The 13,313-nt window shown below is 38.8% G+C and carries 9 protein-coding genes; 1 reads left to right on the top strand and 8 read right to left on the bottom strand.

Annotation, left to right across the window (positions count from 1 at the left end; all coding sequences use genetic code 11):
* Positions 1-248 precede the first annotated feature (248 nt).
* Entirely contained in the window at positions 249-1,037 is a 789-nt protein-coding gene (locus DW721_RS13600; RefSeq protein ID WP_118499743.1) for a TIGR03915 family putative DNA repair protein, read from the bottom strand.
* Between the two features lie 20 nt (positions 1,038-1,057).
* On the bottom strand, positions 1,058-2,668 hold the full coding sequence (locus DW721_RS13595; RefSeq protein ID WP_118746081.1) for a putative DNA modification/repair radical SAM protein: 1,611 nt from the start codon (positions 2,666-2,668) through the stop codon (positions 1,058-1,060).
* Between the two features lie 557 nt (positions 2,669-3,225).
* On the opposite strand from DW721_RS13595, the gene DW721_RS13590 reads away from it, so the two are divergent.
* Positions 3,226-4,926: a GH25 family lysozyme gene (locus DW721_RS13590; protein WP_118746080.1), complete on the top strand. Its 1,701-nt coding sequence runs from the start codon at positions 3,226-3,228 to the stop codon at positions 4,924-4,926.
* A 232-nt stretch (positions 4,927-5,158) separates the two neighbouring features.
* Here the strand turns inward: DW721_RS13590 and glgB are convergent, their stop codons facing one another.
* The 6 genes from glgB to DW721_RS13560 all read right to left on the bottom strand — a co-directional run bounded on the left by glgB (position 5,159) and on the right by DW721_RS13560 (position 13,289).
* Positions 5,159-7,384, bottom strand: a complete 2,226-nt coding sequence (gene glgB / locus DW721_RS13585; protein WP_118746079.1) for a 1,4-alpha-glucan branching protein GlgB — start codon at positions 7,382-7,384, stop codon at positions 5,159-5,161.
* Positions 7,385-7,605: 221 nt separating this feature from the next.
* Complete coding sequence (locus DW721_RS13580) at positions 7,606-9,327, bottom strand: phospho-sugar mutase (protein WP_118746078.1); 1,722 nt, start codon at positions 9,325-9,327, stop codon at positions 7,606-7,608.
* Between the two features lie 193 nt (positions 9,328-9,520).
* A complete protein-coding gene (locus DW721_RS13575; RefSeq protein WP_118746077.1) occupies positions 9,521-10,864 on the bottom strand; it encodes a PEGA domain-containing protein in 1,344 nt (447 codons plus the stop codon).
* A gap of 178 nt (positions 10,865-11,042) precedes the next feature.
* A complete protein-coding gene (locus DW721_RS13570) occupies positions 11,043-12,044 on the bottom strand; it encodes a hypothetical protein (protein ID WP_118746076.1) in 1,002 nt (333 codons plus the stop codon).
* Between the two features lie 148 nt (positions 12,045-12,192).
* Complete coding sequence (locus tag DW721_RS13565; protein ID WP_022013179.1) at positions 12,193-12,660, bottom strand: Hsp20/alpha crystallin family protein; 468 nt, start codon at positions 12,658-12,660, stop codon at positions 12,193-12,195.
* A 311-nt stretch (positions 12,661-12,971) separates the two neighbouring features.
* Positions 12,972-13,289, bottom strand: a complete 318-nt coding sequence (locus DW721_RS13560) for an AzlD domain-containing protein (protein WP_118746075.1) — start codon at positions 13,287-13,289, stop codon at positions 12,972-12,974.
* Between the last annotated feature and the right edge of the window lie 24 nt (positions 13,290-13,313).

Raw genomic sequence — 13,313 nt, 5'->3', positions numbered from 1 at the left:
AGATAATTGGCAATACAATGAGCTTGTTCATTGTATTGTTAAGTAGCTTTTTATGGTAGAATAGCCTTTCATTTCTGAAATGAAATAAACAAAAGCTGCAAAGCAGCGACTGACAGCTCGCTGGCAGGTTTATGAATGTAAGAAATGCAAGGCTGAACTGTTACCTTAATCGTAACAGTTCAGCCCTGAAAAGAGAATTCATCTCTGAAATCAAGCCGACACCCCTATGACCTTGCTCGGATTACCTTTTACTTCTCGAACTCAGTCATATGCTCCCTGAATCTCAACGGAAGATTTCCCGTTTGCAATTTTTTATTTTCTCTCTCCTTGACAGCTATATTTTCAAAAAATACTTTCCATAAGTCTGAGTATTCCTCTTCCGTCTCATTCAGTTCTTTAAGCCGTTGTTCCTCATTCTCACTTAATAGTCTTACTTCCCACTTTCCTCCTGCTTCATGGAAAACTGCCTTGTGATGCCTTGCATCATATATAATAAACCACTCACTGTTAAACCTGTCCGCAAAATGATTTGCTAAATGTGCCACAATATCGTGTTTTGGCTCTATCACACTTAAAAGAAGCGGTGGTTTGTGTATAACTTCCTTAAATCTCAGCACCTCAATATACCGATACGCTTCATTTTGGACACTGCGTACAAGCGTAAACATATCCGCAACCTCCTGAAACTGAACCGCCATGACAACCTTTGCCCCAAGAGTAAATCCATATGTGATAAACTGATATATCACATCTCCCCTGCCGGCATCTCCGCTCACTATTGCTTTCATGACATACTCATATGCTTCATGCGAAATCTTTTCCTTAATCGCATCAAGAACAGAATTCATCTTCTTTATGGAACTCTCCACATCTATATAATCCGCAAACAGCTCCATGCTATACATATAATCAGCAGACTGCGGCTGAATTTTAATATACTTATGACCATACCCTGATATACCTGCTTCATATATGGCACTAAAAATGCCCACTTCATCATCCGCACACCTGTATATGCGTACCCTCTTATCTCCCATAATGATTACGGCTCTCCTTTCTACCCAAGTTGGAAATCATCAAACAGTGTAAGCTGCTTATAAGTAATATCCGCCCCAAAACCTCTCATCACATCGCCCTCATTAGTAACAAGACTCCTCGTAATATAATCTTCATCCACTTTAAGAAAATCATACATCATCTTTCCGTTGCAGGTTATAAAAAATACGGCACGCTTTAAAACAACACCTATTGTCTTTAACGAATTAAAGTCAAGACTTCCCGACTTTCTCGCACGGACTATACGCCCTGCCGACTTGACTCCTATCCCCGGTACTCTGAGAAGAGTGTTGTAATCTGCTTTATTTATCTCTACCGGAAAATCCTCCAGATGTCCTAATGCCCAGTCACACTTAGGGTCTAAGAATGTATTGAAAAACGGCCTTTTTTCAGATAAAAGTTCATTCGCCTCAAAGCCATAATATCTCAGGAGCCAGTCTGCCTGATAAAGTCTGTGTTCCCTGCGAAGCGGCGGTCCTCCCACCTGTGCCGGAAGTGTACTGTCATTATTTACATTGATAAATGCAGAGTAGAATACCCTCTTTAAATCAAACCTTTTATAAAGTGCTTCAGATACAGACATTATCTCGTAATCACTCTCACCTGTCGCTCCAATTATCATCTGTGTGCTCTGTCCTGCCGGAACAAACCCTCTGCTTGTATCAGTCTTGTTCCACATGGTAAGTGCATTTGAGCCGGTCTTATGTTCCTCCATAGACAAAATATCCGTTTTTTCAATCTGCTTTTCCGACTTTCTGCCTTTAAAATCTGCATTTAATATTGCATTTTTTCCTGTGTCCATCGATAAGTTATATGTTTTGTCATTACTGCTTTTATGAATGTTTTTCTGTTCTTCAAATCTATCATTTCTCCCACCTATTAAACTGCTATCAGGTGTAATCTTATGTTCCTCAATCTCCATACTCCGTCCCAAACGCTTTGATGTGTACCAGTACGCACTCCTATTGCCGCCTTTCATCCCTAACATTTCCCTGCTCTGTGCCATACCCGACTGTATCTGACGCATCGGTGTAAGTATGTTTTTTCTGCTCTTGTTCGGAGCAAGTTCTTTAAGACCTGCCTCTGTCGGAAGTTCAAGATTGACACTCATCCTGTCTGCATACCAGCCCGCAAGTTCAACAAGCTCCTGTGAAGCCCCCGGAATAGCCTTGCAATGTATATAGCCATTAAAATGGTGTACTACCCTAAGGTCATGAAGCGTTTTACAGATAAGTTCCATAGTATAATCAGGAGAATATAAGATACCCGAACTCAAAAACAATCCCTCTATATAATTTCTCCTGTAAAACTCCATTGTAAGCCTGCACACCTCCTCAGGTGTAAAAGAAGTCCTCGGAACATCATTTGATACACGATTTATACAATATCTGCAATTATAAATGCACTCATTTGTAAACAATATCTTAAGCAACGACACGCATCTTCCATCTGCCGCAAAGCTGTGGCAGATACCACACGACATTGCATTGCCTATCTCACCCTTGATGCCGTCACGCTGCACTCCGCTCGAAGTACAGGCAACATCATACTTTGCCGCATCTGATAATATCTGTAATTTCTTCATAAGATTTGTATCACTCTCAAAAACCATGTAACCGACCGCCTTTCTCGAACTTTAGTTCCCGAACATTTGTTTATATTTTATCATCACATACCTTAACTGTCAATCACCATTTATTACCATTATGACTATATCTATATTTCAAGCGGATATTCACAATCCGCTGTGCAGCCTGCTTATAACACTATCACAACACATCAAAATGGACTTTTGCCTCTCCTGATATCAAAAAGAGTCCCCACCACTTACTTCTCTATTCAATAAATGTCATGGACTTTCTTAATAGTGTCAAACATTTTTTTGACATACCACACATATATACTGTAAAATACCATAGAAAAGTAACAATTTTAATAAACATAACGCTTGCAAAATCTTGACAGATTTACAAGATTGTAATGATATAGCAAATAATATAAGCAGACATTACGTCGTCGCCAGCACTTGGGCAATGTTTTTTATTGACCTATGTACTGCTGCGAACGACGGCATAGCGAGAGCGTGCCTGCGTTATTATTGTTATATCATTACAATCAGCACAACTTTCAACTGATTTTGTAAGCACAACAAACTTTAGGGGGGACATCATGAAAAAGAAACTATTGTCAAAACTGCTCGTCTGCACACTTGCCTTACAAACTGCATTTGCATCGACTGTATCTATGCCTGCAAACACCAAAAAGGCATCTGCTGCACTGACCGGAAAAAGTCCGTTCACAAACTCCACTTATACACACAACGATACTTTTAGCGGATATAATATATATCACGGAATTGATGTTTCAAAATACAACAATAACAACGGCACTATTGATTGGAACAAAGTCAAAAAAGCCGGAGTTGACTTCGTAATTGTAAGAGTAGGCTACAGAGGTTACGGAAAATCAGGCACTCTCTGTACTGACCCTTTCTATAAAACAAATATAGAAGGTGCTCTTGCCGCCGGCATAAAGGTCGGTGTTTACTATTTTACCGAAGCACTCACGACATCCGAAGCTAAGGAAGAGGCCAAATTCTGTATAGATAAGATTAAAGATTACGATATTACGCTGCCGGTTGCCATCGACTATGAATATCCGACCGACGGTTCTAAACCGGTCGGCAGAATGTATAATGCCAAGTTAAGCAAATCCGCCGCAACAGCTAATGTAAAAGCATTTTGTGCAGCCGTTAAGGATGCCGGATATACACCTCTTGTCTACGCAAACAAGAGCGACTTTTCAAGCCTTATTGACGGTGCTTCAATAGGCAAATCATATAAAGTATGGCTTGCAAATTACACTACAAAAACAACTTATGCAAACAAATATGAATACTGGCAGTACACAAGCTCAGGAAAAGTCAATGGTATAACAGGAAAAGTTGACTGTAACTTCTGGTACACAAAGAGCAAACTTGATGACACAAGCTCAACACCCGCTCCAGCAGCAACAAACACACCAAAGCCAACTGCTTCTCCAACGGTCAAACCGACTGCTAAGCCTACCGCAAAACCGACTGTAAAGCCAACGGTTAAACCGACAGCCAAACCGACTGCTAAAGCAACGGCAAAGCCGACTGTAAAGCCGACTGCTAAACCTTCCGGCACCAAAATGACAGCACCAAAGAATTTCAGAGCTGTTTCCGGCACAAAAGCAATCACTTTAAAATGGACAAAAAGCAGTAATGCTGCCGGATACCAGATATTCAGAAAAAACTTTTACGATGGCAGCTACAAAAATGTTAAAATAATATCAAATGTAAATACGACAACTTATAAAGACACAAAAGTAACAAACGGGCATGAATATTATTATAAAATAAGAAGCATAAACAAAACCGCTTCTGATACTACATACAGCAATTATGCTTCACTCACGGCTTCCGCTTCAAAGAGTCGTGCCGGCATAACGCAAGCAAAACACAAACTATTGAAAAAACCTTCGGCACAGTCAGATGCCTTTAGAACGCTACCTAAAAATTCAATAGTTGAATATCTCGGTAAAACGGTTTACAAAAATAATACAACATTTATTCATGTAAATTATTATATTAAAGGCAAAAAAAACAGTGTTTATCTTCCCGCCGATGCAAAACTTAAATATTATAAGGGCGGCACCGCTAAACAGGCAGCTAAACTTTTCAATAATTTAAGTTCACTGACAAAGCCAAAAGTAAAAATACCTAAAGGTTCGTATCTGGCTGTGCTCAAAACTCAAAAGGCGGGTAAAGTCAAATTTTATAAAGTAAGATATTCTGACACAAAGAAATCTTATGTGGGATATGTTAATGCAAAGTATGTGAAGTAAAATTGAAGATAAGATTATCTGAAAATATTCTAAAGAATAAAAAATTTTATTATAAGAAAGAGCAAAACCAGCGTTTTGCTCCTGCAAGAATTGCTTCGCAATTCTTGTTGGCACCGCATTGCATTACAAGCATTTTCCTATACATTAAAAATACGAGAGTGCAATACTAAAAATTGTTGCACTCTCTTTTATATTTTTTAATATTAATGTTTTTTATAAATTACATATCAGTTTATTTATAATCAAACTTAAATACCGTAACTGACATAGGCGGAAGATTTAACTCTATTGAGTATTCTTTCTTCTCACACTCAATCTTTTCTGCTTTTACTACCTTTTTAACATTCACGCCTGTTCCGCCAAACTTCTCATCATCTGATGAAAGTATCTTTGTATATTCACCTGCACAAGGCACTCCTGTACGATATTCCTCATACTGCACCGGTGTAAAGTTGCAAATAAACAAAAGCTGATCTTTCGCAGAACTTCCACGACGCACAAAACTTACAGTGCTCATATTAGCATTATCACAACTCATCCACTCAAATCCGATAGGCTCACAGTCATTTACATACATGGCATCATATTTTTCATAAAGTTTGTTAAGCTCTCTTACATATGCCTGCATCTTCTTGTGCATATCGTAGTCAAGAAGTTCCCAGTCAAGACTTCGCTTCTCGCTCCACTCCCTGAACTGTGCAAATTCCTGTCCCATAAAAAGAAGTTTCTTTCCCGGATGACCGTACATAAATCCATATGCCGTGCGGAGATTTGCAAATTTGTCCTCGTACTCACCCGGCATCTTTTCTATCATTGAACCTTTTCCGTGAACAACTTCATCATGAGAGAGAACCTGAATAAAGTTTTCACTGTATGCGTACTGCATACTAAATGTAAGCTTTCCATGATTGTTTGCCCTGAAATAAGGATCAAGCTTCATATATTCAAGGAAGTCGTTCATCCATCCCATATTCCACTTGAACAGAAATCCAAGTCCATTCATTGAAACAGGTGATGTAACACCCGCCCATGCCGTTGACTCTTCGGCTATTATCTCTGTTCCCGGACACTGTTTTTCAAACTGCTCGTTCATATGTCTGAAAAGATTTATGGCATCATAATTTTCATTGCCACCCTTTTCATTTGGAAGCCACTCGCCGTCATCCTTTCCGTAATCAAGATAAAGCATTGATGCAACCGCATCAACTCTAAGACCGTCTACATGGAACTCCTTGAGCCAGAAAAGTCCGTTTGCGATAAGGAAGTTTTCGACTTCCCTCTTGCCATAATTGAAGATATAAGTTCCCCAGTGAGGATGCTCTCCTCTCCTCGGATCAGGATGCTCATAAAGCGGCTGTCCGTCAAATCTTCCCAGACCATGCTCGTCCTTTGGAAAATGTGCAGGAACCCAGTCAAGAATTACATGAATACCTTTTTCATGCATATAATCAACAAAATACATGAAGTCTCTCGGCGAACCATATCTTCTTGTAGGTGCATAATAACCTGTCACCTGGTATCCCCATGAGCCATCAAACGGATGCTCGGCAATTCCCATAAGCTCGACATGAGTATATCCCATCTTCTTAACATACTCTGCAAGCATAGGTGCCATCTCACGATAAGTATAAAATCCATCTTCCGTACCGTCATCTTTCTTGTGCCATGAACCGATATGAACTTCGTATATAGCCATAGGCTCTTTGCGAAGCGTATTTCTGTCTTTCTTTTCACGCTCACGCATCCATTTAGTATCGTTCCACTTAAATCCGCTTATGTCTGCGACTACAGATGCGTTTGCCGGACGAAGTTCAGAACAGTTTGCATACGGATCTGCTTTCATCAGAACTTCACCTGTTCTTGTAAGTATCTGGTATTTATAAATTGCTCCCGGCTCAACACCCGGAATAAACAGTTCATAAACACCTGAAACCTGAAGTGTTCTCATATGATGTAGCCTGCCATCCCACATATTAAAACTTCCTGCCACACTTACCGCCCTGGCATGAGGTGCCCATACCGCAAAGTATGTTCCTTTCACACCATTTATCGTCATAGGATGTGCACCAAGTTTTTTGTATATCTCGTAATGCTTACCCTCCGCAAAATAATATAAATCTTCATCACCAATCTGCGGTTCAAAACAATATGGATCTACATATTCTATAACATCATTCTCAGAATATTGAACCTTTACCTTATATGGTGCTCTGTAGTTTTTTCTCGGAATATATTTTCCAAAAAAGCCTGAACCCTCACCAATTTCCTCTAACTCAAGTTCATTTTTCCCTGACATATCAGTTATAAAAACTCTTTCAGCTTCAGGTCTGTAGACCGTAAGAACCTGACCTCTGCCAAAGCTGTGCAATCCCAGTAAATTATGTGGTGCATTATGTCTTCCCTCAAGCAGCTCATCATATTCAACCCAGTTAATCCACTGGTCCATTTTTTCCTGCATACGCTTTCCCCCGAATCTTTTTAACATGAACAGCCATATATGGCTGTCCGTGTTATTATTTTTTAATTTCATTTGCAAAACACTTTAAATATCTAAACTTTTTAATATTCTGCTGCATTTTTAAGTGCCGTTTAATAATATTGAGAACAAAAAGCATTTTACCCTTTTATTATGATGTTTGGGACCAAAAAGCATTTCGACCCTTGCATCTTGTTGTTTAATTAGATAAGGTCATCAACAGCCTTTGCCATCTGCTCTGACTTCTTATCCGCATCTTCAAGAGATGTTCCGACAACTCCATAGTAGAATTTAATCTTTGGCTCTGTTCCTGATGGTCTTACACACATCCATACATTGTCTTCCATATCAAAGTAAAGTACATTTGACTTAGGAAGTCCTGTAGGTTTAACCTCACCTGTTGCAAGGTCTGTAATAGTATCGGCCTGGTAATCTCTGAATGAAAGTACCTTGTGTCCGTTAATCTCCTTAGGAGGATTTTTACGAAGGTCTGACATAATCTCCTGAATTTTTGCAAGTCCCTCGATACCTTTCATAGTAACGGCCTTCACTCCGTCCTTGCAATATCCGTATCTCTCGTACATTGCAATCATGGCATCCCAGAGTGTCATATTCTTTGTCTTGTAATAAGCTGCTGCCTCACAGAGAGCCATAGTCGCAACGATAGCATCCTTATCCCTTGCATGAGTACCGATAAGACAGCCATAACTCTCCTCAAATCCAAAGAGATATGTACCCTTGCCTGTTGTCTCAAAATTAAGTATCTGCTGTCCGATATACTTAAATCCTGTAAGAACTTCAATAAGGTCTACTCCGTAATATTTTGCAATCTCATCTGCAAGATTTGATGTAACAATAGTCTTAATAAGCTTTCCGTCCTCTGGAAGTCCCTTTGTCTCCTTAATTTGTGAAATCTCATAATCAGCGAGAAGGCAGCCTGACATATTTCCGGTAAGAGTGATATATTCGCCTGATTTTGTATCTTTTACATAAACACCAAGTCTGTCCGCATCAGGGTCAGTTGCAAGAACAAGGTCTGCATCCTTTTCTTTTGCAAGTTTGAGTGCAAGTTCAAATGCCTCTGCTGCCTCAGGATTTGGATAACTTACTGTCGGGAAGTCTCCGTCAGGAAGTTCCTGCTCAGGCACAACATAAACATTCTTAAATCCAAGTTCCTTAAGGACACGCCTTGCAGGAATATTTCCTGTGCCATGAAGTGGAGTGTAAACAATCTTAAGCTTGTCCCCCATCTCCTTAATGCTGTCCCAATGGATAACCTGTTTTTTAAGTTCTTCAATATATTTGTCATCAATATCTTTGCCAATCTGCTGATACAATCCCTGTTTAACGGCATCGTCTTTTGACATTGTCTTGACCGTGTTATAATCCGTAACAGCCTTAACCTCGTCCATTATACCTGTGTCATGAGGTGGTGTAATCTGTGCTCCATCCTCCCAGTACACCTTGTAACCATTGTACTCAGGTGGATTGTGGCTTGCGGTAACATTGATACCTGCTACGCATTTAAGTTCTCTTACGGCATACGAAAGTTCAGGTGTAGGTCTGAGTGACTCAAATACATATGCTTTAATTCCATTAGCTGCAAGGCAGAGTGCTGCTTCATCTGCAAACTCAGGTGACATATGGCGTGAATCGTATGCGATAGCAACGCCCTGTGACTGTTTTCCTGCTTTTATAATATAATTTGCAAGTCCCTGTGTAGCCTTGCGGACTGTATAAATGTTCATACGGTTTGTACCTGCACCTATAACACCTCTGAGTCCGGCTGTACCAAACTCAAGTTCCTGATAAAAACGCTCCTTAATCTCGTTATCATCATCTGCAATAGCCTTAAGCTCAGCTTTTGTCTCCTCGTCAAAATAAGGGTTTGCAAGCCATGACTCATAAATCTCTTTGTAATCCATCTTGTATATCCTCCTCTTTCTGCTCTTTTATTTGAAATTATATATTTGATGCCGGGGTCAAAATATCTTTCGACCCCGACTGATGCAATGGTTCGCTGTCGCTTTTGACCTTTGCATCATACATTTATGATACTGCAAAATCTGTCATATAGAGTTTGCTTTGTATCTGTTTAGTAAAATTTTAAAAACAGTTTTATTTATCTGCATCCTCGATAAGCTCTGAAAATGAAAGTTTTACATTTTTGTCATCATCAAGAATATCCACCGAATAACTTTTTGTCACATAACCACTTTTACTCAATGTAATAGTCTGTGAACCTATAACCTTTGTAAATTTACACGGAACTATGCCTTTATAAACATTGTCCAGATAAACCTCCGCACCCTCAGGTGCCGTCACCGATATGGTATGGTTGCTGTCTATCTTTTTAGTTTTAGTCTTACTCTTGCTCGTCGCTGCCGCAGTCGCCTGGGGTTCTGTCGTTTCAGACGATGCCGTGCTCTGCGGAGCACTCGTTGCCGCTGACGCCGTATCAGAGGTTTCCAGACTTATATTTATAGTCTTGCTTGCCTCTGCAACAGTAAGCTTTCCATTATATGTACTGTATCCGTTAAGGCTTGCGGAAACTGAATAAGTACCATAATTAAGTGATATTGGTTTGCTGTAATCAATCTTAGTACCATTTATATACAAATCTGCACCTATCGGGTCAATATTAAACTTAATACTTCCTACATTTTTTATACTATTTCTGTAGTCGCTAAAATCAAGAGTGCTCTCTTTATTATTTTTTATACTGACTGTCTTTGACGCTTTTGCAGTTCCTTTGTTCATGGTAACCCTGTAATTGCCGCAGCTCACTGTTATAAGCATATTATTTGTCACCGGTAAAATTATGTCATCATCAATATTTATCATACCACCGATGAAATCCTTATAATTTAACAGCCTCAAATAGCCATGTCCCTCTGTCCTTATAACAGAATAGACCTTATACCCTATCCCACGCACCGTAAGTTCATCAGCCTCACTAAGCTCCACCATTTCAATAGCCTTGTTACCCGATGTGCCAAAATATGTCTGTTCTGAATACTGATATAATTCATCGGCAACTTCCATTGATGACTCAGATGTATCAAAAGAAAACTTGTCCACATTTTTATACTCCCATGCGTCCTCAGGCACTTCCATAGATACAAGCTTGGCATCGCTTGTCCTATAGGTAGTCTTCATGATCATTCCCTGTTCAAGTTCATCCCCGTAAATATCCTGCTTATACTTATCCTTAATCTCTGCCGTGTCATCATAATTTATGATAGTGTCAACATCTGTGTCAATCTCCCTTACCGAAAGCTGTTTCAGTTCCTTGTCAACACTCGTGATAACCCCTGTAAAAGACTGTGCAGCCATAGGCTTAGCCGTATCCTGCACTTTGTTTTGTGAATCGCTTTTATTTGCACATCCACACATCATTACCACCAAAAATACAAGGCACACACACCGTTTAATAAAACCGGCCCCTATTTTCTTGTGCATCTTAAAATGCCCCTCCTAATCAAAAAGTCATTGCACAGTCATAAGACTAATACACTAATCCTTATTTCTGAATAACTTGTTTTACTCAAACCCAAATTATCGTATGAAAAATACTGCATCAGCGGCATTTTTCATACTGTACTATTTGATTATAACTCAAAACCACTTAAAAAAAAAGTCAAACTCTTAAATCTTTTATCTTAGCGATAAATTTTTGTCTGTCAGGTTCCTGTGCCCTTATTTTTTCAAGTTTTTCATAATTTTTTTCGGAAATCCATGTCTTTTTTCCATTATAATAAAAATTAACCAGTTTCCAATACTTTTCAGGATAGAGTAACAGTGCATGCAAAACTTCCATTTCACCGGGTTCAGGCTCTCTTTTTTTAATATATTCCTCAACGATAGAAACTCCAAGCTCACAGTTCCATCCGTTTTTCTCCATAATTTTTCTAATCCAGTCATATAAATCTGTCATTTGAAGTCCCACCGCAGATTTTTCAAAATTTGATGTTATTATATTTTCCCTGCTAAAAGAAATATTATGATAATTATAACTTCCATGAATTATCCTGTTTTCACTTATTGTCTTCTCACATAATTCATCTATGCCGCATCTTTGTATATATTCCAAAGCCTCTACTCCCTGCTCATAAAACTCTCTAAACGAATTGAGTATGCTTATCTCCATATGATTTTTCTGTTTTTTTGCCTTGATATAACTGTTCACACGCTTCATTTCATTATTATGTTTCTTAAACAAAGAAACTATATCTATTTTTGATGTATTAAATTTTGCCTCAGATTCATCAGGCATTCTCATAAATTTATGTAAATATGCAAGATGCCCCGCCGCCATACGGACCTCAATTTTATCTCTCACATCACAATCCCGTGCCTGAAACCATCTTCTTACGACCCACTTCCCGCCACACGAATCCTCGCTTATATATTTCTCTGAATTATTTTTCAAAGCAAAATCAGCAAATTCATAGCCATTTTTATAGAGACATTCTTTTACACTCTCCTCAAACAAAATCCTCATCTCATCCCTTAGATATGGTTTTACAACAAAAAATTTATCCCCACTTTCTACAACCACTGAACCCCTCACGCGTCTTTTTGCCTTTATATCAAGCTCATACTGTTTAAGCACTTCATCAACTTTTTCATCCATTCCCATAAAAAACACCTCCATAACATACCTTGACTTATATACATTTGTATCTTATTCAAGTTATGCTATGGAGGTTTAAAATAGAACTTTTTACAGTCGTCATATCAATCGGATATTTGCAATCCGCTCTGCGGCTTGCTCATAACACTATATTTTATCCTTCAATCGCAATATATTTCTTTTCTTCAACTTCCTTTTCAGGCTCTTTCTTTGGAACAGTGAGTTTCAAAATACCATGTTTAAACTCAGCCTTGACATCTTCCTGTTTGACACCCTCACCAACATAGAAACTTCTCTGGCAGGCACCTGCATAACGCTCTTTGCGGATATATTTACCGCTGTCTTTTTCTTTCTCGTCTTTATCAAGACCTTTTGCGGCACTGATTGTCAAATAGCCGTCCTCAATAGAAGCATTTATCTCATCTTTAGTAAATCCCGGCAAGTCAACTTCAAGCTCATAACTGTCTTTTTTCTCTTTAATATCAGTTTTCATAATCCGGCTTGCTTTCTTACCATATAATTTCTTTTCCGTGTTTTTCATGCTCTTATCGAAATCATAAAACGGAAATTCATCAAACCAATCATCAAACAAATTTTCTCCAAAAATACTAGGCATTAACATAAGTCATCTCTCCTTTTTCATATATGCTTTATTACCTTGTTTCATGGAACCGGGAGGAGCAAAGCAGACATTCGCAATCCGCTTTCGCTACTTGCTCATGAACGCAGTCGCTTTGCGACCTGTCAGTGAAAGTTTTTAATCTCAATCTCCAAATCCGATTGTCTGATTGAAATCTTATTTCTTTTCTTCTTTTTGTTCCCTTCCTTTGTTCTGATTATGTTATATCACTTTTATTAGCACTCGTCAATAGCGAGTGCTAATAATTTTTGTGAACTTTTTGTGTTCTTTGTTCTGTTTATTTAGATTTACAGCTATAACGCAAGCTCTATCACTGATACAAGAAGAACCGCAAGGCAGGCTGCGACCGCAACCATCAAAAGACTTTTCCTCTTATATGCAAAGAATACTCCGACCACCGTTCCTGCTATTCCCGAAATCAAATCTGCCGTTGAATAGATTATTGCCGGAAATGTCATCGCACCAAGCACCGCATACGGCACATACGCAAGAAATGATTTGATAAATCTGTTCTCAATCTTTCCCGTAAAAACCGTGAGCGGAATTGCCCTGATAAGATATGTAACCCCTGCCATCACTATAAGATATATAAAAAATGTCTGTGTGTTCATTTATTTTCCTCATTTCTCCACATA

The organism is Clostridium sp. AM27-31LB (genome assembly GCF_003480745.1).
GTDB lineage: Bacteria > Bacillota > Clostridia > Lachnospirales > Lachnospiraceae > Butyribacter > Butyribacter intestini.
This window is presented reverse-complemented; position numbering and strand designations above follow the sequence as displayed.